Annotated in this window: 24 protein-coding genes and 1 tRNA gene; 20 read left to right on the forward strand and 5 right to left on the reverse strand. The window is 49.2% G+C overall.

Features of this window, described 5'->3' with window-relative positions; all coding sequences use genetic code 11:
- Nucleotides 1–67 precede the first annotated feature (67 nt).
- From gatA to glnD, 5 genes are all read left to right on the forward strand, one after another.
- Nucleotides 68–1,513 carry an Asp-tRNA(Asn)/Glu-tRNA(Gln) amidotransferase subunit GatA gene (gene gatA, locus ACM67B_RS06560; RefSeq protein WP_416188964.1) on the forward strand — a complete coding sequence of 482 codons (1,446 nt, stop codon included), beginning with the start codon at nucleotides 68–70 and terminating at the stop codon, nucleotides 1,511–1,513.
- 99 nt (nucleotides 1,514–1,612) lie between these two features.
- Nucleotides 1,613–3,043 carry an Asp-tRNA(Asn)/Glu-tRNA(Gln) amidotransferase subunit GatB gene (gatB, locus tag ACM67B_RS06565; RefSeq protein ID WP_416188965.1) on the forward strand — a complete coding sequence of 477 codons (1,431 nt, stop codon included), beginning with the start codon at nucleotides 1,613–1,615 and terminating at the stop codon, nucleotides 3,041–3,043.
- A gap of 80 nt (nucleotides 3,044–3,123) precedes the next feature.
- Entirely contained in the window at nucleotides 3,124–4,131 is a 1,008-nt protein-coding gene (locus ACM67B_RS06570; protein WP_416190532.1) for an FAD-binding oxidoreductase, read from the forward strand.
- A gap of 403 nt (nucleotides 4,132–4,534) precedes the next feature.
- Nucleotides 4,535–4,822, forward strand: a complete 288-nt coding sequence (locus tag ACM67B_RS06575) for a helix-turn-helix domain-containing protein (RefSeq protein WP_095502157.1) — start codon at nucleotides 4,535–4,537, stop codon at nucleotides 4,820–4,822.
- Between the two features lie 34 nt (nucleotides 4,823–4,856).
- Nucleotides 4,857–7,418, forward strand: a complete 2,562-nt coding sequence (glnD, locus tag ACM67B_RS06580; RefSeq protein WP_416188966.1) for a [protein-PII] uridylyltransferase — start codon at nucleotides 4,857–4,859, stop codon at nucleotides 7,416–7,418.
- A gap of 133 nt (nucleotides 7,419–7,551) precedes the next feature.
- On the opposite strand, the gene ACM67B_RS06585 is transcribed toward glnD, so the two are convergent.
- Nucleotides 7,552–8,337, reverse strand: a complete 786-nt coding sequence (locus tag ACM67B_RS06585; RefSeq protein WP_095502890.1) for an inositol monophosphatase family protein — start codon at nucleotides 8,335–8,337, stop codon at nucleotides 7,552–7,554.
- Between the two features lie 194 nt (nucleotides 8,338–8,531).
- Here ACM67B_RS06585 and ACM67B_RS06590 point away from each other — a divergent pair, with 194 nt between their 5' ends.
- The 7 genes from ACM67B_RS06590 to ACM67B_RS06620 all read left to right on the forward strand — a co-directional run bounded on the left by ACM67B_RS06590 (nucleotide 8,532) and on the right by ACM67B_RS06620 (nucleotide 14,185).
- Complete coding sequence (locus tag ACM67B_RS06590; RefSeq protein ID WP_416188967.1) at nucleotides 8,532–9,338, forward strand: RNA methyltransferase; 807 nt, start codon at nucleotides 8,532–8,534, stop codon at nucleotides 9,336–9,338.
- A gap of 53 nt (nucleotides 9,339–9,391) precedes the next feature.
- Complete coding sequence (locus ACM67B_RS06595; protein ID WP_416188968.1) at nucleotides 9,392–10,246, forward strand: DUF1853 family protein; 855 nt, start codon at nucleotides 9,392–9,394, stop codon at nucleotides 10,244–10,246.
- Nucleotides 10,247–10,352: 106 nt separating this feature from the next.
- The gene (locus ACM67B_RS06600; protein WP_416188969.1) at nucleotides 10,353–11,609 is read left to right on the forward strand and encodes an RsmB/NOP family class I SAM-dependent RNA methyltransferase; all 1,257 of its coding nucleotides are present in this window, start codon (nucleotides 10,353–10,355) and stop codon (nucleotides 11,607–11,609) included.
- Nucleotides 11,610–11,784: 175 nt separating this feature from the next.
- Nucleotides 11,785–12,093 (forward strand): Grx4 family monothiol glutaredoxin, encoded by a 309-nt coding sequence (gene grxD / locus ACM67B_RS06605; protein WP_096295380.1) that lies wholly within the window; start codon nucleotides 11,785–11,787, stop codon nucleotides 12,091–12,093.
- Nucleotides 12,094–12,212: 119 nt separating this feature from the next.
- Nucleotides 12,213–12,839 (forward strand): uracil phosphoribosyltransferase, encoded by a 627-nt coding sequence (upp, locus tag ACM67B_RS06610; protein WP_416188970.1) that lies wholly within the window; start codon nucleotides 12,213–12,215, stop codon nucleotides 12,837–12,839.
- Nucleotides 12,840–12,923: 84 nt separating this feature from the next.
- Nucleotides 12,924–13,241, forward strand: a complete 318-nt coding sequence (locus ACM67B_RS06615) for a DUF2322 family protein (RefSeq protein ID WP_095502896.1) — start codon at nucleotides 12,924–12,926, stop codon at nucleotides 13,239–13,241.
- 140 nt (nucleotides 13,242–13,381) lie between these two features.
- Nucleotides 13,382–14,185, forward strand: a complete 804-nt coding sequence (locus ACM67B_RS06620; protein ID WP_416188971.1) for a DUF4198 domain-containing protein — start codon at nucleotides 13,382–13,384, stop codon at nucleotides 14,183–14,185.
- A gap of 105 nt (nucleotides 14,186–14,290) precedes the next feature.
- Here the strand turns inward: ACM67B_RS06620 and ACM67B_RS06625 are convergent, their stop codons facing one another.
- The gene (locus ACM67B_RS06625) at nucleotides 14,291–14,851 is read right to left on the reverse strand and encodes a pseudouridine synthase (RefSeq protein WP_416188972.1); all 561 of its coding nucleotides are present in this window, start codon (nucleotides 14,849–14,851) and stop codon (nucleotides 14,291–14,293) included.
- A gap of 188 nt (nucleotides 14,852–15,039) precedes the next feature.
- Between ACM67B_RS06625 and ACM67B_RS06630 the strand changes: the two genes are divergently transcribed.
- From ACM67B_RS06630 to ACM67B_RS06640, 3 genes are all read left to right on the forward strand, one after another.
- Nucleotides 15,040–15,132, forward strand: a tRNA-Ser gene (locus tag ACM67B_RS06630).
- 118 nt (nucleotides 15,133–15,250) lie between these two features.
- Nucleotides 15,251–15,766 carry a hypothetical protein gene (locus ACM67B_RS06635; RefSeq protein WP_416188973.1) on the forward strand — a complete coding sequence of 172 codons (516 nt, stop codon included), beginning with the start codon at nucleotides 15,251–15,253 and terminating at the stop codon, nucleotides 15,764–15,766.
- A 58-nt stretch (nucleotides 15,767–15,824) separates the two neighbouring features.
- Nucleotides 15,825–16,445, forward strand: coding sequence for a 4'-phosphopantetheinyl transferase family protein (locus ACM67B_RS06640; protein ID WP_416188974.1), 621 nt, complete (start codon nucleotides 15,825–15,827; stop codon nucleotides 16,443–16,445).
- Between the two features lie 19 nt (nucleotides 16,446–16,464).
- Here ACM67B_RS06640 and ACM67B_RS06645 read toward each other — a convergent pair whose 3' ends face one another.
- The 3 genes from ACM67B_RS06645 to ACM67B_RS06655 are packed head-to-tail and all read right to left on the reverse strand — an operon-like array spanning nucleotide 16,465 to nucleotide 18,956.
- Nucleotides 16,465–17,703 (reverse strand): beta-ketoacyl-ACP synthase, encoded by a 1,239-nt coding sequence (locus tag ACM67B_RS06645; RefSeq protein WP_416188975.1) that lies wholly within the window; start codon nucleotides 17,701–17,703, stop codon nucleotides 16,465–16,467.
- A complete protein-coding gene (gene fabG / locus ACM67B_RS06650; RefSeq protein ID WP_416188976.1) occupies nucleotides 17,697–18,425 on the reverse strand; it encodes a 3-oxoacyl-ACP reductase FabG in 729 nt (242 codons plus the stop codon). The genes ACM67B_RS06645 and fabG overlap by 7 nt, the downstream gene beginning before the upstream one ends.
- Nucleotides 18,426–18,464: 39 nt before the next feature.
- Nucleotides 18,465–18,956, reverse strand: coding sequence for a thioester dehydrase (locus ACM67B_RS06655; RefSeq protein WP_416188977.1), 492 nt, complete (start codon nucleotides 18,954–18,956; stop codon nucleotides 18,465–18,467).
- A 124-nt stretch (nucleotides 18,957–19,080) separates the two neighbouring features.
- On the opposite strand from ACM67B_RS06655, the gene ACM67B_RS06660 reads away from it, so the two are divergent.
- The 5 genes from ACM67B_RS06660 to ACM67B_RS06680 all read left to right on the forward strand — a co-directional run bounded on the left by ACM67B_RS06660 (nucleotide 19,081) and on the right by ACM67B_RS06680 (nucleotide 21,740).
- Entirely contained in the window at nucleotides 19,081–19,842 is a 762-nt protein-coding gene (locus ACM67B_RS06660; RefSeq protein ID WP_416188978.1) for a beta-ketoacyl synthase chain length factor, read from the forward strand.
- On the forward strand, nucleotides 19,829–20,587 hold the full coding sequence (locus ACM67B_RS06665) for a lysophospholipid acyltransferase family protein (RefSeq protein ID WP_416190533.1): 759 nt from the start codon (nucleotides 19,829–19,831) through the stop codon (nucleotides 20,585–20,587). Before ACM67B_RS06660 ends, ACM67B_RS06665 begins: the two co-directional genes overlap by 14 nt.
- Nucleotides 20,584–20,841 carry a phosphopantetheine-binding protein gene (locus ACM67B_RS06670; protein ID WP_416188979.1) on the forward strand — a complete coding sequence of 86 codons (258 nt, stop codon included), beginning with the start codon at nucleotides 20,584–20,586 and terminating at the stop codon, nucleotides 20,839–20,841. Before ACM67B_RS06665 ends, ACM67B_RS06670 begins: the two co-directional genes overlap by 4 nt.
- An 11-nt stretch (nucleotides 20,842–20,852) precedes the next feature.
- Nucleotides 20,853–21,098, forward strand: a complete 246-nt coding sequence (locus ACM67B_RS06675; RefSeq protein WP_416188980.1) for an acyl carrier protein — start codon at nucleotides 20,853–20,855, stop codon at nucleotides 21,096–21,098.
- 102 nt (nucleotides 21,099–21,200) lie between these two features.
- Nucleotides 21,201–21,740, forward strand: a complete 540-nt coding sequence (locus ACM67B_RS06680; RefSeq protein WP_416188981.1) for a hypothetical protein — start codon at nucleotides 21,201–21,203, stop codon at nucleotides 21,738–21,740.
- The last annotated feature ends 6 nt before the right edge of the window (nucleotides 21,741–21,746 follow it).

A 21,746-nucleotide genomic window follows, 5' to 3' on the forward strand; every position in this document is an offset into this window, starting at 1 on the left:
CATTTTCAGACGGCCTGCATAAATTTCAAACAAAAGGCCGTCTGAAACACAAAATTCGGAAACCATCATGCCTCAATATACCTTAAAACAAGCCAGCGAATTGCTGCAAGCCAAGCAAATTTCTGCCGTCGAACTCGCGCAGGAATACCTTGCCGCCATCGATGCCAAAAATCCGGCCATCAACGGCTACATTACCTTAGATAAAGACTTAACCTTGGCTGAAGCCAAAGCCGCCGATGCCCGTATTGCCGCAGGCAATGCCACCGCGCTGACCGGCGTGCCGATTGCGTATAAAGATATTTTTGTGCAACAAGGCTGGCGTTCTGCCTGCTCGTCAAAAATGCTCGACAGCTTTGTTTCGCCTTACACCGCCACCGTGGTGCAAAACCTGCTCGACGAAGGCATGGTCACTTTAGGCCGCGCCAATATGGACGAATTTGCCATGGGCTCAACTAATGAAACTTCGTTCTACGGCGCCACGCAAAACCCTTGGAATACTGCACACGCTCCGGGTGGCTCATCAGGTGGTTCGGCCGCAGTAGTTGCTGCGCGTTTGGCTCCTGTCGCGCTCGGCTCCGACACCGGCGGCTCAATTCGCCAACCTGCCTCACATTGCGGTATTACCGGCATCAAGCCGACTTACGGCGTGGTCTCCCGTTTCGGCATGGTGGCATATGCCTCAAGCTTCGACCAAGCCGGCCCGATGGCGCAAACCGCAGAAGACTGCGCCTTGCTGCTCAACGCCATGGCCAGCTTTGACGAGCGCGACTCCACCAGCTTGGAACGTGAAAAAGAAGATTACACCCGCGATTTGAACCAGCCGTTAAAAGGCTTGAAAGTCGGCTTACCGAAAGAATATTTCGGCGAAGGCAACAGCACCGATGTTCAGACGGCCTTACAAAACGCCATTGATTTATTGAAAGCCCAAGGCGCGGAAATGGTCGAAGTCAGCCTGCCGCAAACTGAGCTTTCCATTCCGGCTTATTATGTGTTGACCTCCGCCGAAGCCAGCACCAACCTATCACGCTACGACGGCGTACGCTACGGCCATCGTGCCGCTCAATTTGGCGATTTGGAAGAAATGTACAGCAACACCCGCGCCGAAGGTTTCGGCAGCGAAGTGAAACGCCGCATCATGATCGGTACTTACGTATTGAGTCACGGCTACTACGATGCCTACTACCTGAAAGCCCAAAAACTACGCCACTTGGTCGCCAATGATTTTCAGACGGCCTTTGCCCAATGCGACATCATTCTCGCGCCAACTGCCCCGACCGCTGCGCCCAAACTTGGTGCCAACGCCACACCGGTGGAAACCTACTTGAGCGACATCTACACCATCGCTGTAAATCTTGCCGGTTTGCCGGGTTTAACGTTGCCTGCTGGTTTCAGTTCAGACGGTCTGCCGATTGGCGTGCAATTGATTGGCAATTACTTTACCGAAGCGAAGATCTTGGGCGTAGCCAATCAAATGCAGCAGAATAGTGATTGGCATACCAAATCACCGGCATAAAAATTAGGCCGTCTGAAACTGTTTAATCAAGAAAATATTGTTTCAGATGGCCGCCATATTTTGAGTAAATCTTAAGAATCTTATTGTGAAAGACCCCTTATGACTTGGGAAACTGTAATCGGACTGGAAATCCACGTCCAATTAAACACAAAATCGAAAATTTTTAGCGGCGCATCCACTTCTTTCGGTGCAGAGCCGAATGCCCACGCTAGTGTGGTGGAATGTGCGTTGCCGGGTGTATTGCCGGTGATGAACCGTGAAGCCGTGGCCAAAGCGATTAAGCTGGGCTTGGCTTTGGATGCGAAAATCAATCAAAAAAACGTGTTCGACCGCAAAAATTATTTCTATCCTGACCTACCGAAAGGTTATCAAATCAGCCAACTGGATTTGCCAATTGTGGAACACGGCAAATTGGAAATCGTGGTCGGCGATGAAGTGAAAACCATCAACGTCACCCGCGCGCACATGGAAGAAGATGCGGGCAAGTCGGTGCACGAGGGCTTGAACGGTGCCACCGGCATCGACTTAAACCGTGCCGGCACGCCTTTGTTGGAAGTGGTTTCCGAGCCGGAAATGCGCTCGGCTGCCGAAGCCGTGGCCTATGCAAAAGCTTTGCACAGCTTGGTGACTTGGCTGGATATTTGTGATGGCAATATGGCGGAGGGCTCGTTCCGTGTCGATGCCAACGTATCCGTGCGCCCGAAAGGCCAAGCCGAGTTCGGTACGCGCCGTGAAATTAAAAACCTGAATTCATTCCGCTTTTTGGAAGCTGCCATCAATTACGAAGTGGAAGCGCAAATCGAAATCATTGAAGATGGCGGCAAGGTTCAACAAGCGACCATGCTGTTTGACCCGGAAAAAGGCGAAACCCGTGTGATGCGTTTGAAAGAAGATGCCCACGACTACCGCTATTTCCCTGATCCTGATTTGTTGCCAATCATCATTTCAGATGAGCAATTGCAACAAGCCAAAAAAGACATGCCTGAATTGCCGTCTGAAATGGCCGTGCGTTTTGTGGCGGAATACGGCGTAAGCGAATACGATGCCCGTTTGCTGACTGCTTCGCGCAACCAAGCTGCTTATTTTGAATCAGCAGCAAGCGATAAAGCGCAAGGCAAACTGGTGGCCAACTGGATGAACGGTGAACTGGCTGCTACCTTGAACAAGGCAGGCTTGGAATTGGCCGATAGCCCAATCAGCGCAACGCGCTTGGCCAGCTTAGTGGCGAAAATTTCAGACGGCACTTTGAGCAGCAAATTAGCGAAAAAAGCCTTTGAAGCAATGTGGGCGGAGCCAGAAGCAACAATCGAGCAAATCATTGAAAAACACGGTTTGGTACAAATTACCGATACCGGCGCGATTGAAGCGATGGTGGATGAAGTGTTGGCCAACAATGCTAAAGCGATTGAGCAATTCAAATCCGGCAACGAAAAAGCCTTAAATGCCATCGTCGGCCAAGTGATGAAAGCCAGCAAAGGTAAAGCCAATCCGGCGCAAGTTCAGGATCTGATTAAAGCGAAACTGGCTTGAAGCCACCCCTAATCTGACTTTTAGATAAACTTAGGCCGTCTGAAAAACACTTTCAGACGGCCTTAATTATGAAATACACCATGAGCCACACCGTTACCCTTGGTGAAGAAACCCGTTTCCATGTTTCTTCCCATGAAACCGTCTTAAACGCCGCCACACGCCAAAATCTCAATCTACCGCACTCCTGCAAAAACGGCATTTGCGGCCAATGCAAAGCCAATTTAATCAGCGGCGAAATGACCATGAGTGAGCATTCGGCAAAAGCCTTATCGGCTCAAGAAAAAGCGCAAGGAAAAATTTTGCTTTGCTGCACCACGCCTCAAAGCGATCTCACCATTCATATCGATGGCTACGATCCCCACGCGCAAAAGGTCAAAACCTTACCTGCCCGCATTGAACACATCCGCATTCAGCATAATGTCGCCATCTTGCGCTTGGGTCTGCCCAAAACGTCTGCTTTTTCGTTTTCGGCCGGACAATACATTGATCTGCTGCTTCCCGGCAATATTGTCCGCAGCTACTCCATTGCCAATGCACCCGACCAAAACGGCTTTATCGAGCTACATATCCGCCGCCGTAACAATGGCGTGTGCAGCAATATGATTTTCAAACAACCGCCTGCATTAAAAGAAAAAAGCATCGTGCGCATTAAAGGTCCGCTGGGCACATTTGGCCTGCAAACAGAGAGCAACAAACCGATTATCTTCTTAGCCACCGGCACCGGCTTTGCACCGGTACGCAGCATGTTGGCCGAACTTATCCGCCAGCAAAGCAATCGCGCCGTGCATTTATATTGGGGTGCGCGTGAAATACAAGATTTGTATGCCTTAACCGAAGTGCAAGACTATTTAGGCCGTCTGAACCATTCGCGTTTTACGCCGGTATTGAGTGCGCCAACACCGGATTGGCAAGGTGATTGCGGCTATGTACAAGATATTGCCGCACGCGATTATCCAGATTTGAGTGGATACGAAGTCTATGCCTGTGGCGCACCGGCCATGATTGAGCATGCCTTTTCTCTATTCACCACCGAATGCAGTTTGCCTAAAGATGCATTTTATTCGGATGCTTTCACGCAGGCCGTCTGAAACACAGCACCTTATAAAAAATCATAGAAAGTATTTTCATTCAATGAATAAATAACTTTCCAAATAAAATGCCAATATTTTGAACTTACTTCCTACTAAATTTCTTTAATATTTCATTTTATTTGCATTTAAATAGGAAAATTCTTTTTTAAACCGCTTTTATGAGAAAAGAAAGGCGAACTTGATTTGAATCAAAACCGAAAAATAATTTTCATCTATAATTCACTCATTGAATTCAGGCAGAGGCCGAAACGCCGAAGCCACTTGCTTTCATTACCTTTTATCTCTTTCCTCTTGATGTGTGTGTGTTTGGGTGTGGCCATGTTTGCCACCCCTTTTTTTTGGCTTTTATTCTGTGAAAATGTGAAGTAAAATCCGTGATAACAAATACAAAGGACAAACCATGAGCAACAAACTCACACCACCTACCGAATTACCCGATGAAAACGACTTACGCGCCGTGCTTGCTTACAATATGCGGCTGTTTCGCGTCAACAAAGGCTGGTCGCAAGAAGAGCTTGCCCGCCAATGCGGCCTTGATCGGACTTACGTTTCCGCGGTAGAGCGCAAACGTTGGAATATTGCCCTTTCCAATATTGAAAAAATGGCTGCAGCTTTGGGTGTATCCGCCTATCAACTGCTGTTGCCGCCGCAACAATTATTGAATTTGATGTCTCATGCCCCTCAATAGGCCGTCTGAAACAATTTTGCCCAAAGGAAAAACCATGCTTGCCGATATCCAAACCATGCGCGAATGTTTTTTGACGGAGAAACAACAGGCCATCGACGCTTTTTTGCGCAAAAACCAACCCATGACTTTTTTTGCCCAATATGGCACTGTCGTTGATAAACTTTTGCAACAGCTTTGGCAACATTTCATGGCCGACAGCGGCATGAGTCTGCTGGCAACCGGCGGCTATGGCCGCAATGAGCTTTATCCCTATTCCGACATTGATTTGGCGATTGTATCGGCGGAAGACATTTCAGACAGCCATAAAGAAAAAATCACCCAATTTGTGCAGACATTGTGGGACATGAAGCTTATGCCCTCGGTTAAAAGCGGCAGTATGGGCCAATTGTGTGAAAGTATTGAAGACGAAATCACCGGCGACACCGCTTTTTTAGAAGCGCGTTTTTTATGTGGTGACCAAGATTTGGCACAGCGTACCATCACCTGCATGAACAAGCAGCGTGATGTATCCACTTTTATTGAAGCCAAGCTGCTGGAAATGAAGCAGCGCCACACCAAATCACAAGGTTCGGGCGCAGTATTGGAACCCAATATCAAAACCTGCGCCGGCGGCTTGCGTGATATTCATACCATGCTTTGGCTTGCCAAGGCTCAAGGGCTTAACACGCGCCCTTCTTCTCTGATTCGCGAAGGCATTCTGACCCGCTTGGAAGCCTGTATGTTAACGCAGGGCTACAAGCAACTTTCTACCATCCGCATCCATTTGCACTTATGCGCCAAACGCGCAGAAGACCGCCTGATTTTCGACTTGCAAGCACAAGTGGCTGAAAACATGGGCTGGGTCAACGAGAGCTACCGCCAAAAAACCGAACAATTAATGCACAATTTCTACCGTGCGGTAAAAAGCATTAACCAGCTCAACGGCATTTTGATTCCTATGCTGCAAGGCCGCGTTTATTCCGACCCCATGCGGGTGACGTTGCGCATCGATGATGATTATGTGCAGGTCAACAACCAAATTGCCGCCCGCGACAAATCTATTTTTGCCAAACAGCCAACCAACATCTTCAAAATTATCCAAATCTGGCAAAACCACAACGACATCAACGCCATCGAACCGCAAACCTTGCGGGCATGGTGGGCGGCAACGCGTAAAATGAATCGTAAGTTTTACCAAAACCCAACCAACCGCCATTATTTTGTCGGCTTTTTCCGTAATGGCAACGGCTTGACCCATGTTTTACGTTTCTTAAATTTATACGGCGTGCTCGGCCATTATCTGCCGGCATGGGAAAAAATTGTCGGCTTAATGCAGCATGACTTATTCCACGTTTATCCGGTGGACGACCATATCTTAGCCGTGGTGCACAATATGCGACGCTTGGCTTTAGATAACCACAGCCACGAGCATCCTTTTGCCTCGGCACTGATGCAATCTTACGACCGGAAAGACATTCTCTATTTGGCCGCTTTCTTCCATGATATTGCCAAAGGGCGCGGCGGCGACCATTCGATTCAAGGCATTGAAGATGCCAAGCAATTTTCAGACGACCATTTTCTTACCCAAGAAGAAGGTGAATTACTCGCATGGTTGGTCGAGCATCATTTATTGATGTCCACCGTTGCACAAAAAGAAGACATTCAAGATCCTGAAATCATCCGAACGTTTTGCGAGCAAGTACAAACCTATGAACGCTTGTGCGCGCTGTATCTACTCACCGTCGCCGATATCCGCGGTACCAACCCCAAGCTCTGGAACACATGGCGCAGCAGCTTATTAGAAAGCCTGTTCCACGCCAGCAGCCGCTATTTGGCCGGCGACAGCTATTCGACTACCATGCTGTTGAGCCGTCGCCAACAAAAAGCCACCGCATTGCTTACCCGCACCGGCGCACCGGAAAAGCAACAGCAAAAATTGTGGAAAGTATTGGGTTCAACTTATTTTATCCGCCATCAAACACGCGAAGTGTTATGGCACACCGCCAATTTGGTACACGATTTTGAAACACCGTTAATCCGCAGCCGTATTCTGCCGAAAAGCGATTCATTCCAAGTGATGATTTTCATGCCCAACGGCCCACGGCTTTTCCCACGCTTATGCCGCATTTTCAGCCGTCACGGCTTTGACATTTTGGCCGCACGCGTGTTCATCACCGAACACAATTACATTCTCGACACCTTTATTGTGCAAATTCCGTCGCAACACGACCCAGATTATTACCCGAATATCCAAAGCGCATTAGAAGCGGAATTAAACAGCTTTATCCACGGCTATACGGTTTTGGAAAACCAAAACTACGATTACCGCTTAAGCCGCCGCAGCCTGTATATGGCTATTCCGCCACGCGTCACCATCACACAGGAAGAAGATTATCCGGGCTGGTTTACCGTGGAAGTGGTGGCCGTCAACCGCGCTTACTTGTTGGCCGATATGGCCGATGTATTCTTTAACCACAACGTCAGCCTGCGTTACGCCAAAATTACCACCTTGGATGAACGCATCGAAGACAGCTTTACTGTATATTGCGAAGATTTGGATAACCCGAAAAAACAATTCGCACTCAAACAAGCATTGCTAGAACAATTAATCGTTTAACCCATATGAGAGAATGTTTGTTTTATCCCGTATTCCAATAAAATAAAGCCGTCTGAAATCTTTTCAGACGGCTTTATCAACACTTACACTGTCTGCCTAAAGTAAGGGCAGACCACCAAAATGAAGCAGCTTCTTACTGATGCGCAGCAATAATCTGCAACATTTGTGCCAACACTTTCGGATTACCGGCCACCACATCACCGGTTTCCAACCAGCTTTCGTTGCCTTTCATGTCGGTCACGATGCCGCCCGCTTCTTGCACAATCAATGCACCGGCGGCAATGTCCCAAGGTTTCAAGTTAAATTCAAAGAAACCATCCAAACGACCACAAGCCACCGCACACAAATCCAACGCAGCCGCACCTTCGCGACGACCCCCGGCCGTTTTCGACAAGAAATCTTTCAAAATAGCCAAGTATTTGTCCATCATGCTTTGATCAACCACCGGGAAACCTGTACCAATCAAGCAACGGTTTAACTCGATGCGGCTGGAAACGCGGATACGGCGGTCATTCAGCAATGCACCTTTACCGCGCGATGCCATATACAAATCATTGCGCTCCGGTGCGTAAACCAAGGCTTCTTGCAACACACCTTTGTGCAGCAGCGCCATAGAAATCGCATATTGGGGATGGCCATGCAGGAAATTGGTGGTGCCGTCTAAAGGGTCGATAATCCATTCGTATTCGGCATTGTCTTTACCGTGAGAACCGGTTTCTTCGCAGGTAATTTTGTGATGCGGGTAGGCTTCTTTAAGCGCATCCACCAGAATCATTTCTGATTCACGATCAACATTGGAAACAAAATCGTTGAAGGCTTTGCTGTCAATTTTGACAGTATCCAGATTGCCGCTGGCACGGGTCATCATCTGGCCGGCACGACGGGCAGCTTTAAAGGCAGTATTTAAAATCGGGTTCATGGGTTTCTTTCTAAATAAGGTACAATACCGCCTGACGCGCAGCAACCGCACACGCACCAAGCGCAACGTTTTCACGTTTCCAATGTTGTTAAAGAACGTTTCAGATTTTCAGACAGCCTGTTTTCATAAAGGCCGTCTGAAAGAAATGGAAGTATGCTGCATTATAACCGATTAGCTTTGAAACCGAAACAAACATGATTGCCAAACCCACCCTGCCCGACTATTTAAACCACATCCACATCATTCTCACGCGCACCAGCCATCCGTCCAATATCGGTTCGGCCGCGCGTGCCATGAAAACCATGGGTTTGCACAAGCTCACCATTGTCGCGCCCAACCTGATGGCCACGCCCATGACGGAACACCCGCCTGTGTTCGACCCGCACAATCCGCAAAATTTCCAATTACCGGAAGAAAGCTTCACGCTGGCATCGGGTGCGGCCGATGTGTTGGCCAATGCCAAAATCGTTGCTACTTTAGATGAAGCCTTGGCCGACACCACCATCAGTTGCGCGCTTACCAGCCGCCGCCGTGAAATTACGGCACCGCTGCAAACCCCGCGTCAATTGGTGCCTGAGTTATTACAAGCTGCAGCCAACGGCGAACAAGTGGCCTTGGTATTTGGCAATGAAACCTTCGGCCTTTCGATTGAAGAAGTGCAAGCCTGCAACCGCTTGATGACCATCAATGGCAATCCCGATTATTTCTCGCTGAATCTTGCCCAAGCCGTGCAAGTGGTATGCTATGAAATTTTCAGCCAAACCGATGTACCGATGACACATTTGCAACAGGAAGACCACGCCGCCACCCATGAGCAAATCAAAGGCATGGTGTCGCACATGGAATCCTTAATGCACGATGTGGACTTTTTCAAACGCCGCAACAGCGAACGCCTGATGCGCCGCATGCAAAGCCTGTTTGGCCGCGCCAATACGCAAACGGAAGACATCGACATTTTGCGTGGCTTTTTCAACACCTTGAAACAACGTTTAAAAGATTAATTTTTCAGACGGCCTCATTAATAAAAGGCCGTCTGAAAGCAAAATACACTCTTATGAATTACGCTCTTGATGCCTTATGGTGGAAACTCACCAGCCAGCCCGTGCGCGAGTTGGCTACCCTGCTCACCGCCCCGCCCCTGTGGCACAGCGGCGCAGAATTGCCGGTACGCGAATTGCTGGGCGAACATGGTTTCCGCTACCTGCTGTCGCTCGACCAAAATCCGCAGCCGCTTACCGATTATCTGGCGCAATACGCTCCGTTTGGCCGCCGTTTGGGTTTATATGCCGAACATTTATTAGCGTTTTGGTTCAGCCACGCACCGCATGCCGAATTGTTGGCGCAAAACCTGCAAGTGGTTTCAGACGGCCTTACCATCGGCGCGGCGGATTTTATCGTTAAGCTCAACGGCAAAGCTTATCATCTTGAATTAACGTGTAAATATTACGGCAGCGCCAGTGGGAAATTTGATAATTTGCGTGGACTCAACCAGCAAGATCGTTTGGCCGACAAAGCCAACAAATTACCGCAACAACTGATGCTGCTGAAATTTTCAGACGGCCTCAAAACCTTACAGCAACAGCAATTACCCAGCGATTTACAACCGGCTTCCATTGTGCGCGGCATCGGCTTTTTTGCCGAAGGTTTTGCCGATTTCGAAGCACCGATCAATCCTTATGCTTGGCGCGGCGTGTATCTGACCGATTGGAACGCACTCGATCTCAGCCGCACCGACACGCGCTATTACCTGCTCGACCGCATGGCCTACCTTGCCCCCGCCCGCGTGACTGAAGCCGAAACCTTAAGTGCCGAAGCCGTGCGCCAAATCGACAGCGGTTTGGTCGCGGCATTGGAACTGCGCCCCGACGGCTATTGGCACGAAATATTACGCATCATGAAAAGCGTGTAAGCGCCAACCAATCTGTTGCCTAGCTGCTTTTTCAGACGCCCTCATCTTCAGGCCGTCTGAAAATCCCGTATAATCGACCTATTGAATGATTTAAAGTAACCAACCTATGACACCGATTCAACTCGAACACACCGCCGCATTACTGGCTGACATGCTGACTTTCAAGCAACCTGCCGATGCTGTTTTGTCCGCCTACTTCCGCGAACACAAAAAACTCGGCCGCCAAGACCGCCACGAAATCGCCGAAACAGCGTTCGCCGCCTTGCGCCATTATCAAAAAATTGCTGCCGTATTACGCCGCCCACACGCCCAATCGCGCAAAGCCGCACTGGCGGCATTGGTGCTCGGTCGCAGCGTCAACATTGGCAAAATCCAAGATTTACTTGATGAAGAAGAAACCGAATTTCTCAGCCATGTAAAAGCACGCAAAGCCGAATTTTCAGACGGCCTGCATACCGCCGCCGAATTGCCGGAATGGCTGATTGCCCAATTGCAAACCCATTACAGCGATGAAGAAATTCTCGCTTTTGGCCGCAGCATCAACCAAGCTGCGCCGCTGGATTTGCGCGTGAACACCTTGAAAAACAAGCGCGACAAAGTGTTGGCCGCCTTGCAAGCCGAAGAGCCGAGCGCCGAAGCCACGCCATTTTCACCGTGGGGCATCCGTTTGAAAAACAAAATCGCCTTGAACAAACACGAATTGTTTCTTGACGGTTCGGTTGAAGTACAAGACGAAGGCAGCCAATTGCTGGCTTTATTGGTCGGTGCCAAACGCGGCGAAATCGTGGTTGATTTTTGTGCCGGTGCGGGCGGTAAGACCTTGGCCATTGGGGCGCAAATGGCTAACAAAGGCCGCATCTACGCTTTCGACATCGCCGAAAAACGCTTGGCCAACCTCAAGCCGCGCATGACCCGCGCCGGCCTGACCAACATCAACCCCGAGCGCATCAGCAGCGAACACGACAGCCGCATCACTCGCCTCACCGGCAAAGCCGACCGCGTCTTGGTTGATGCACCGTGCTCAGGCTTGGGCACATTGCGCCGCAACCCCGATTTGAAATACCGCCAATCGCCGGAAACCGTGTCCAATTTATTGGAACAGCAACACAGCATTCTCAGCGCCGCGGCCAAACTGGTGAAACCGCAAGGTCGCTTGGTGTATGCCACCTGCAGCATCTTGCCGGAAGAAAACGAGCATCAAGTCGAGCGTTTCTTGGCTGAAAACCCCGAGTTTGAATTGCTCGACAGCAGCGAATTGCTCACCGCTGCCAAAGTGGATTTAAACACCGGCAAATACCTGCGCATGGATTCTGCGGTTCACCATACCGATGGTTTCTTTGCCGCGGTGTTGCAGCGCAAATAACAATAGGCCGTCTGAAAAACAAAGTTTATATTTTCAGACGGCCTTTGCTTGAATTTCATCCTTTACGCCTTATTTACTCTTCACCACAGCAAAAGAGTCATTTTAAATTCCCGCAACTTGCGTATAATGATGACGTTCAAACCGAACCACTCCGATTGTTTTAAAGGAATCACACATGAGCATTCATGATCAAATCAAAGAAGTTGTCACCACCCACCGCGTTGTCTTGTTTATGAAAGGCACCAAACAATTCCCACAATGCGGCTTTTCATCTCGCGCCGTGCAAATTTTGAACGCAGTAAACTGCACCGATTATGTAACGGTTAACGTGTTGGAAAACGACGAAGTGCGCCAAGGCATTAAAGAATACAGCGACTGGCCGACCATTCCGCAACTGTATGTTAACGGTGAATTTGTCGGCGGCTCCGACATCATGATGGAAATGTTTGAAGCCGGTGAATTGGAAGAAGTGTTAAAAGCCTAATTGTTGACAAAGGCCGTCTGAAACCCTGTTCAGACGGCCTTTTGCATGGTTTGCACTGTTTGCGCGATACCCAAAAAAAAGTATAATAAACCCACTTTACCAGACATCGAGTAGAAGCAATGAATGTGACCGTCATCGACCATCCCTTGGTCAAACACAAATTAACCCTGATGCGCGAAGCCGAATGCAGCACCTATAAATTCCGCGCACTCGCCACCGAACTCGCCCGCCTGATGGCCTATGAAGCCAGCCGCGATTTCGCCATGGAAAAATACATCATCGACGGCTGGTGCGGCCGCATTGAAGGCGACCGCATCAAAGGCAAAACCTTAACCGTGGTGCCGATTCTGCGTGCCGGCTTGGGTATGCTTGACGGCGTGTTGGATTTGATTCCTACCGCCAAAATCAGCGTGGTCGGCCTGCAACGCGACGAAGAAACCTTAAAACCGGTTTCCTATTTTGAAAAATTCGTCGACAGCATGGACGAGCGCCCTGCCTTGATTATCGACCCTATGCTCGCCACCGGCGGCTCGATGGTTGCCACCATTGATTTGTTGAAAGCCAAAGGCTGCAAAAACATCAAAGCCTTGGTATTGGTTGCCGCACCCGAAGGCGTGAAAATCGTTAATGACGCGCACCCGGATGTAACCATCTACACCGCCGCGCTCGACAGCCATCTGAATGAAGACGGCTACATCATCCCAGGCTTGGGCGATGCCGGCGATAAGATTTTCGGTACGCGCTGATTCAAATAAACAGGCCATCTGAAAAATATCCGCTTTCAGACGGCCTGTTCCTCCTTTTCCCCACCCATCAAATTAAGGAACATCATGAGCTTTCAAGACAATCTGGCTGCCATGCCTGCAATCGACCACTTAAGCGGCCTAGACGTTCACAATGAGCAAGGCGAAACCATTCACCACATTCCTGCTGCACCGGGCAAGCTCGGTTCATTAAAACTCTATCACGCATTGGCGCAAGAATTCGATAACCAATTAAACGCCGCCGCAGCCGAACGCGGTTTGGCCTTGTTTGCCGAACACGTAGCCGATGCCGAAGCCAATCCGGGCAAACACCCTAACATCGATTTGCTGTTTAAAGTCAAAGCCGAAAATTTGGTTTATCAATTGAAACCGTTACAAGCTTAATTTAACATTAAATGCCGTCTGAAATTGATTTCAGACGGCATTTTGTTACTCTATAACAAAATCGTTTACATTGTTTAAAATATGTTATACCATAACTCACCGTTTTAATTGACCCACCTACTTTTTAGAGAACAGCCATCATGAAAAAATCTATTTTACTGATTACTTCCGCATTGTTCCTGTCCACCTCCGCACACGCCCACCGCGTATGGGTTGAGACCGCCCACACCCACGGCGGCGAATACCTGACCGCAGAATTGGGCTACGGCGAATTTCCAGAATTAGAGCCAATCGCCAAAGACCGCGTCAGCATTTTCAAACCATTGCAACTGGTGACCGAAAAAGGTAAAGAAAACCTGATTCAAAAAGGCCAATTCAACTATCAATACCGCAGTAAAAGCCCGGTTAAAGACGGCAGCTATTTGGTGATTGCCGAATACCAGCCGACTTTCTGGTCGAAAAACGCCGCCGGTTGGAAACGTGTGAATAAAACCGAAATGACTGATGCCACCTACTGCGAAGAAAGCCGCATGTACGGCAAAAACATCGTCAACGTCGGCCATGAAAGCGCAGACACCGCCATCATCACCAAACAAGTCGGCCAAAACTTAGAAATCGTACCGCTCGACAATCCGGCCAACATTCACGTCGGCGACCGCTTCAAAGTACGCGTGTTGTACCGCGGCGAGCCATTGGCCAACCATCCGGTAACCGCAACCTTCGACGGCTTTGACAACAGCGACCGCAGCAAAACCCACAAAGTAGAAGCGCAAGCATTCTATGACGTGACCAACGACAAAGGCGAAGTGGACATCATCCCATTGCGTCAAGGTTTCTGGAAAGTCAACGTTGAGCATAAAACCGATTTCCGCGACCAAAAAATCTGCGAAAAAGAGTCTAACTACACCACACTCACTTTCCAAATTGGTCATACTCACCACTAATTTATATATCTAAAAAATCGCTGAAACACGCGACAATACATTGCAAACGTCAAAGGCCGTCTGAACATTCAGACGGCCTTTTATCATAAACACTCAAGTAAACATTCAAGGCTGATGTGGCGCAAACTGCCATTCCCCCAAAGCCAAATCCAATTCAAAAATATTCAAGCGCCCAATCGCCACCCTCACCAAACGCAAACACGGATAACCGGCCTTCGCCGTCATGCGCCGAACTTGGCGGTTTTTGCCTTCAGTAATCTTAATTTCCAGCCAAAAATCCGGCACCGTTTTACGTACCCGAATCGGCGGCTGACGCGGCCACAGTTTATCCGCTTCTCCTTCATTCAACACACGCACCTTAGCCGGTCGTGTCACAAAATCCCCCAAATCCACGCCACGGCGCAACACATCCAACTTCGCCTCATCCGGCACGCCTTCTACCTGCGCCCAGTAAGTTTTTTCCTGCTTAAACTTCGGATCGGCAATTTTAGCTTGCAAACGCCCATTATTCGTCAACAACAATAAACCTTCACTATCCGTATCCAAGCGCCCAGCCGGATAGAAACCCGGCTGCTCGACATAATCTTTCAGGCACTGGTGTTTCTCATGTAGTGAAAACTGGCAAATCACGCCATAAGGTTTGTTTAAAACAATCAAATCATTCATTCAGACGGCCTCAATATTGATTGCCCTATTTTACCAGCAGCAATCTGTAAAATCATTTTCTACTTCAGTGAATCATCATTCATATTTCACGTAATATTTTGTTCCTAATTAATTCATATATTTATTTCTATCATTCACTTTCACGCTTGACAGAAAATCGCCCAGCCAGTATAGTTCGGACTTCCTTAGGAGTAATGGCTGAGAGGCTGAAGGCACTTCCCTGCTAAGGAAGCATGTGGGGTCAACCTGCATCGAGGGTTCGAATCCCTCTTACTCCGCCAAATAAAACAAAACCCGCTGAATGCTCAGCGGGTTTTGTTTTATTTGGAATTTATGGTTTGAGATTAAATTAACAATACGCTACAATTTCCTTACTTTTAACCTACAAGGGACATTACGATGAAAAAATTAAACGCACTCTTATTATCTTCATGTGTATTGGCGCTGACCGCTTGCGCCAATCAAGGCAGCAATGCACCTAAATCCGAAAATTCTCCTCAAGCCGCCACAAAAGCAGCTTCAGGTGCAACTGCCTGCCGTAGCATTGGCGAAGGTCGTAAAGTCCGTCAAAGCGATAAAAACGATGGCTACATGTGTAAAGCCAGCGTAGCCTTAAATTCTGCTGAAGCCAAAGAAGTTTTGTCACCGAACATTCGTGTTTCATACGGCAGCACCAGTGGCCAAACCAATGTTTCCCGCCAAATCGCCAATGCCGTAGGCAAAACACCTGATGAAACTTGCCAACGCGCATTCCTGAATGCAGTTAAACGTTTCCAAAGCACCGCCACACGCTACAAGAAAAATTCTGTCCGCTTAGTAAGCTACTTCGACAAAAAAACCATCGGCGGCAGCGAATACGAATGCCACATCGGCACTTGGAACAGCCGTGTCGTATTAAAAGGCAGCTTCCACTAAATCACCCTCCCACAGCCGCTGAATCATACTCAGCGGCTTATTTTTTTACCCTCACAATATGACCACACCTAATCTTATCTGCTTACTGGCCGATTCTGAATTAACCAAACATTATTCAGACGACCTGTTAAACGAAACGGATACTCTAAGGCTAGCGCAAAGCCCTACTTTATCGCAACGCCTGGACTGGCAAGTTAGCCGTGCATTAAAGTTTCAGACGGCCTCATCCATACAATCACTTTCCCACAGCCACGGCCATGCCGCTTTATTGACTGCTGACACAGTCATGCCAATTGGCGTTGACATTGAAAAAATCAAACCGCGCGCGTATAAAGTCCTAGCTGAATGTGTTTACTCACAAGAAGAGCAAAGCTATTTAGCCCAAATGGGCTGGCCAATAGAAGAATTTTACCGCTTATGGTGCCTGAAAGAGGCCTTGATTAAAGCAACGGGCTTCAACTTCCCTGCAGACATGGCGCGCGTTGGCTACGCATTTCAACAAGGCAGAATCAGTGGTTTATATGTTGAAGGTCAAAGCAGCTGGCACGGTATCTCTGCATTACTTAAGCGTGAATTTGCGCTTGCCTGCGTATGGCAAGGAGAAGCGCAAACGGAAATACATTGGCAATTTTACGGAGACCTCCTTACTGAAGATTTAGCCAATGAAAAAGCCGTCTGAAATTCAGACGGCTTTTGTATCACTCACCCTGCCAACGCTTAAACACCAGCGAAGTGTTCACGCCGCCAAAGGCAAAATTATTGCTCATCACATAATCGGTTTGAATTTCGCGTCCGTCACCGACAATATAATCCACCTTGCCGCAAGCCGGATCGATGTTTTCAAGATTGACCGTCGGTGCAAACCATCCCTGATTCATCATTTCCACCGCAAACCAAGCCTCCAACGCCCCGCACGCGCCTAAAGTATGGCCGAGATAGCTTTTTTGCGAACTCATCGGCACAAAGCCGAATACTGCTTCAGTAGCCAGCGTTTCGGCCATGTCGCCTTTTACAGTCGCCGTGCCGTGGCCGCTGACATAACCGATTTGCTGCGGCTCAATGTCAGCATCGCGCAATGCCAGTTCCATACATTTTTGCATGGTTGCTTTCTGTGGCTGGGTGATGTGGCTGCCGTCGCTGTTAGCACCGTAGCCGATGATTTCCGCATAAATTTTGGCACCACGGGCTTGGGCGTGTTCTAAAGATTCCAACACAAAAATACCTGCTCCCTCACCGATGACCAAGCCATCCCGCGCGGCATCATAAGGGCGTGGTGTCAATTCAGGTTCGCCGTTGCGGCGGCTGGCTGCGTACAAACTATCGAACACATACACTTGCGAGGCACAAAACTCTTCACCGCCACCGGCCAACATACTATCTATCATGCCGTATTTAATCGCTTCATAAGCATAACCGATGGCCTGACTGCCCGATGAACACGCGCTTGACGTAGGAATAATGCGGCCGGTCAATTCAAAGAAAATCCCAATATTGGCGGCAGTGGTGTGCGGCATCATGCGCACATAAGTGTTGGCATTGAAATTGCGCGAATGGCCGGTGAGCAGCAATTCGCCGATGTCACCAATGTCTTTCGGGCTGCCTGAAGACGAGCCGCACGCCACGCCCATGCGACCGTCTTTAATGCGTTCATCACCCAATAAACCTGCATCCTGCAAAGCCTGTTCGGCTGCATCCACACACAATTGCGACACCCGCCCCATGCTGCGCAACTGTTTGCGCGTCCAATGCGACGGTGGCGCATAATCCTCAATCGGCGCACCCAATTGCGCTTCCAATTCGGGAAAGCGTTCCGACCAATCAATATGCTTGACTGCATTTTTACCGGCTTTAAAGGCCGTCTGAATACTGGCCCAATCACGGCCAAATGCCGTAATGCCGCCAATACCGGTAATCACCACACGATTTGTTTTCAACATAATCCCCCATTCACTGCAATCACTTGCCGCGTAATATAAGCAGCTTTCTCATCCATCAAAAAGCGCACAGCGTGGGCCACTTCTTCCGGCGTACCCATGCGCGCCGCCGGCACAGCCTTTAAGATTTCTTCCACCGGCACATGTTCATCGACAATCTCGGTATCAATCAGCCCCGGCGCCACGCAGTTGACCGTGATTTTGCGCTTGGCCAATTCCACCGCCAAAGCCTTGGCTGCACCGATTAAGCCTGCTTTAGATGCGCTGTAGTTGACCTGACCGCGGTTGCCGGTTATGCCAGACACGGAAGCCATGCACACAATCCGCCCGGGCTTGCGGCGGCGTATCATCGGCATCGTGATAGGATGCAACACATTATAAAAACCATCGAGATTCGTGCGCAAAACCTGATCCCAATCCTCATCGGTAAATGCGGGAAAGGCATTATCGCGTGTCAAACCGGCATTCAATACCACGCCGTAATACGCGCCGTTTTCTTCAATATCGGCGGTGAGAATATTGCGGCAAGCTTCGCGTTCGGACACATCAAATTGCAATACACGCGCAGAACGGCCTAACTCACGGATTTGCGCCGCTACGGCTTCTGCTTCCTCAACACGGCTACGGCAATGTACCACAATATCGAATCCGTCTTGCGCCAAAGCCAAGGCGACTGCTTTGCCGATGCCTCGGTTGGAGCCGGTAATTAAAATGGTTTCACTCATGATTTCTCTGTTTTCAATAGCAATTTAAATCAATTGGTTTCAGACGGCCTCTTTTTCTGCTTTCGGGCTGTACACATTCAACGCAGCTTGCATTAAAAGGCCGTCTGAAGGTAATTGTTGTTTGGCCGATTCAGGCGCATCCGTCCAGCGCAATTCGCAATCAAACACACCCATGCCGCTTGCATCTTGGGTAGAGACCCTTACATCGATTTGCAGTTTGGTGCCGACAGGAATGCTTTGCGCAAAAAGATTCAGTTTGCGCGTACCCAGCAAAAAGCCCAAGCGTACTTTTTCACCGGCATTCAGTGCATGACAGCCGGCCAGCGCCGCAATGCCTTGCGCCATGATTTCCATGCCTGCCGTACACGGCAGCACATCATTAACCAATAAGATATGTTTTTCATCTATCGAAGCCTGAGCTTGTAGGTGATGTTCATCATATTCAGTGATGCAGTCGAGCAACACCATACGACCACTATGCGGCAGTAAAGGCGCGGTTTCGGTAATCGGACAAACAAGCGGAAGATTCATGACGGACGTCTGAAAAATGATGAAACCGATATTATAACGTTAAATAACAAAACGGTGCTAAACACTAGCTTTCATTAAGTTATTTGGATAAAATAATGAGAAATGTAAATTTTTGAAAGTATACATGTCCCATTCTCATTGCCAGTTCAGCTTTAGCATCGCCGCTTGGCAAGCTTCAAGCAATAAAATTGCCACGTCTGAACAATGGCAGCAATGGGCGCAAGACCCTGATTCAATTGTAGGATTATCTGAGCATAAACCGCCATTGACCTTCCTGCCTGCCATGCAACGCCGCCGTTTAAGTCTGGCAGCGCGTTTAGTCTGCGATGCTTCTTGGGAGTTGGCCGAACGCCACCCGCAAAGCCCGCTGGTATTTGCCTCACACGATGGCGAACTCAACCGCAACTTTGAATTGTGGCTGGAATTGATGCGAACGGATACCGTGTCGCCCACCTCATTCGGCTTGTCGGTGCACAACGCCTTGGCCGGACAATGGTCTATGCTGCGGCAAAATATGCACGAAAGCACAGCCTTAGCGGTTGGCGACGACGGCATAGAATCCGCATTGGCCGAAGCTTGCGCACTATTGGCCGATGGTGCCGAATCGGTATTACTGGTGATTGCCGATGATCCTTTATCGCTGGAATATGGTGTCAAAGCCATACGCGCGCCGTTTGCTTACGCACTGGCATTGGTGGTTACCCAAGGCAATGATTACACTTTGAGTATGCATACCGACAAAAGGCCGTCTGAACCATTATCTGCCGAACCATCTTATTGGAGCGGCTTGGAATGGATACGTTTTATGCTTTCAGACGGCATACAAACCGAGCGTCACTATGCACGCCATACTTGGCATTGGCAGAAAAACCATGCAGCGCCTTGACTATTACCGCCGCCTCATCGCCACCTTATTCGGCTTTATCCTGTTCGGCATCGGCGGCGTGGCCACCAAATTACTTTTACTGCCCTATACGCTCAAAAGTACACAGGGCGATTTGCCGCGCCAATTGGCGGCACGGCGTTTAGTGGCTGGGATTTGGCGGTTTTTTGTAGGCTATTTGGTTTGGTCTGGTATATTAAGCGTGAGATTCAACGGTATAGAGAAACTCGGCCGACCGGGGCAATTGGTTTTGGCCAACCACCCTTCTTTATTGGATGTAGTCTTGCTCATCAGCCATGCGCCTGAACTCAACTGCATTGTCAAAAAAGACCTGCAAAACAACCCCTCTATGAGCAGCCAAATCCGTGCCACAGGCTATATCCCGAACGAAGAATCAGAAGCCATGTTGGATACCGTGGCCGAAGTATTCCAGAGCGGCCAAAGCCTGCTGATTTTCCCCGAAGGCACACGTACCGGCTGGGACGGCCAAGTCAAAATGCATCGCGGCGCGGTATCGTTGGGCTTGCGCAGCGCCGAAGTGATTACGCCGGTCTGCATCAAAATGACACCGCCTAATTTCAAAAAAGGCCAGCCGTGGTATCAAATACCGCCGCAAAAAATCCATTATGAGATTACCGTCGGCGACGACATTTATCCGCAAGAGTGGCTCGCCGAGAAACCATTACCGATTGCCGCAAGGCGTTTGAACGAACATCTTCAAGATTATTTCACAAGGAAAACGACATGAGTTTGGAACAACAAATCAAAGAATTGATTATCGACAGCTTGGGCTTGGAAGACATTACCCCTGCCGACATCGGTGATGAAGACGCACTTTTCGGCGACGAAGGCTTAGGCTTGGATTCCGTTGATGCATTGGAATTGGGCTTGGCCGTGCAAAAAACATTCGGCCTGCAATTGGACAGCGAAAAAGACAACCTGCGCGAATACTTCACCAGCGTGAAAACCCTCGCCGATTTTGTGCGCAGCCGCCAAGCCTAAGGAGCGATGACATGACCGAACAAGAAGTACGCGACCTCCTGACCAACGCTTTGGTGACCCTGTTTGAAATCGAGCCGGAACGCATCCAGCCTGAAACCAATCTTTATGAAGATTTGGAAATCGACAGCATCGATGCCATCGATCTCATCGACCACATCAAACGCGAAACCGGCCGCAAATTACAAGCGGAAGACTTCCGCAATGTGCGCACGGTAGAGGATATCGTCCAAGCCGTTTTGCGTTTGCAAGCCGAATAAACCGCTTTCAGACGGCCTGTTATGCAAACCTGCTGACTCGGATACATTAGTTACCAAAGCCGATCAGCGGATTGATTGAATAGGCCCTCTGAAGTCATCGCTATGAAAATCATCGGCACTTCCCTGCTATTTCTCATCAGCCTTGCCTATCCGTTCGTTTGGTATTACGGGCGGGAGCAAGGCGCATTCTATTGGCTTGCCGCCGCCATGTGCGCCTTATGGTTGATACGCGCCGCCATCGCCAAAACCCGCGCCCAACGCCGTATTGCCGTCATTCTGGCTGCTTTTTTTGCCGCCGCCATTCTGTTCAGACGGCCTGATTCCATGTATTGGTATCCTGTTGCTGTCAGCTTGTTGATGTTGGGCATTTTTACAGCCAGCCTACTCTCCGGCCAAAGCGCCATCGAACGCCTTGCCCGACTACAACAACCCGACCTGCCGCCCGAAGGCGTGGCCTATACCCGCTGCGTTACGCAGATTTGGTGCGTATTTTTTATTTTCAACGCCGCTACTGCCGCATTGCTTGCCCTATCAGGAAAACACGACTGGTGGGCGGTTTATACGGGTGTTTTATCTTATGTATTAATGGGTGGTTTACTCGGCGGCGAATGGGTTTACCGTAAGATGGTTTTGAAGATTTAATCTATA

Origin of the sequence: Neisseria sp. CCUG17229 (assembly GCF_047839235.1) — a bacterium.
GTDB classification, from domain to species: domain Bacteria; phylum Pseudomonadota; class Gammaproteobacteria; order Burkholderiales; family Neisseriaceae; genus Neisseria; species Neisseria brasiliensis.

Coding starts and splice junctions, on each gene's coding strand:
- gatA (WP_416188964.1), top strand. CDS start 68: ATGCCTCAATATACCTTAAAACAAGCCAGCGAATTGCTGCAAGCCAAG.
- gatB (WP_416188965.1), top strand. CDS start 1,613: ATGACTTGGGAAACTGTAATCGGACTGGAAATCCACGTCCAATTAAAC.
- ACM67B_RS06570 (WP_416190532.1), top strand. CDS start 3,124: ATGAGCCACACCGTTACCCTTGGTGAAGAAACCCGTTTCCATGTTTCT.
- ACM67B_RS06575 (WP_095502157.1), top strand. CDS start 4,535: ATGAGCAACAAACTCACACCACCTACCGAATTACCCGATGAAAACGAC.
- glnD (WP_416188966.1), top strand. CDS start 4,857: ATGCTTGCCGATATCCAAACCATGCGCGAATGTTTTTTGACGGAGAAA.
- ACM67B_RS06585 (WP_095502890.1), bottom strand. CDS start 8,337: ATGAACCCGATTTTAAATACTGCCTTTAAAGCTGCCCGTCGTGCCGGC.
- ACM67B_RS06590 (WP_416188967.1), top strand. CDS start 8,532: ATGATTGCCAAACCCACCCTGCCCGACTATTTAAACCACATCCACATC.
- ACM67B_RS06595 (WP_416188968.1), top strand. CDS start 9,392: ATGAATTACGCTCTTGATGCCTTATGGTGGAAACTCACCAGCCAGCCC.
- ACM67B_RS06600 (WP_416188969.1), top strand. CDS start 10,353: ATGACACCGATTCAACTCGAACACACCGCCGCATTACTGGCTGACATG.
- grxD (WP_096295380.1), top strand. CDS start 11,785: ATGAGCATTCATGATCAAATCAAAGAAGTTGTCACCACCCACCGCGTT.
- upp (WP_416188970.1), top strand. CDS start 12,213: ATGAATGTGACCGTCATCGACCATCCCTTGGTCAAACACAAATTAACC.
- ACM67B_RS06615 (WP_095502896.1), top strand. CDS start 12,924: ATGAGCTTTCAAGACAATCTGGCTGCCATGCCTGCAATCGACCACTTA.
- ACM67B_RS06620 (WP_416188971.1), top strand. CDS start 13,382: ATGAAAAAATCTATTTTACTGATTACTTCCGCATTGTTCCTGTCCACC.
- ACM67B_RS06625 (WP_416188972.1), bottom strand. CDS start 14,851: ATGAATGATTTGATTGTTTTAAACAAACCTTATGGCGTGATTTGCCAG.
- ACM67B_RS06635 (WP_416188973.1), top strand. CDS start 15,251: ATGAAAAAATTAAACGCACTCTTATTATCTTCATGTGTATTGGCGCTG.
- ACM67B_RS06640 (WP_416188974.1), top strand. CDS start 15,825: ATGACCACACCTAATCTTATCTGCTTACTGGCCGATTCTGAATTAACC.
- ACM67B_RS06645 (WP_416188975.1), bottom strand. CDS start 17,703: ATGTTGAAAACAAATCGTGTGGTGATTACCGGTATTGGCGGCATTACG.
- fabG (WP_416188976.1), bottom strand. CDS start 18,425: ATGAGTGAAACCATTTTAATTACCGGCTCCAACCGAGGCATCGGCAAA.
- ACM67B_RS06655 (WP_416188977.1), bottom strand. CDS start 18,956: ATGAATCTTCCGCTTGTTTGTCCGATTACCGAAACCGCGCCTTTACTG.
- ACM67B_RS06660 (WP_416188978.1), top strand. CDS start 19,081: ATGTCCCATTCTCATTGCCAGTTCAGCTTTAGCATCGCCGCTTGGCAA.
- ACM67B_RS06665 (WP_416190533.1), top strand. CDS start 19,829: ATGCAGCGCCTTGACTATTACCGCCGCCTCATCGCCACCTTATTCGGC.
- ACM67B_RS06670 (WP_416188979.1), top strand. CDS start 20,584: ATGAGTTTGGAACAACAAATCAAAGAATTGATTATCGACAGCTTGGGC.
- ACM67B_RS06675 (WP_416188980.1), top strand. CDS start 20,853: ATGACCGAACAAGAAGTACGCGACCTCCTGACCAACGCTTTGGTGACC.
- ACM67B_RS06680 (WP_416188981.1), top strand. CDS start 21,201: ATGAAAATCATCGGCACTTCCCTGCTATTTCTCATCAGCCTTGCCTAT.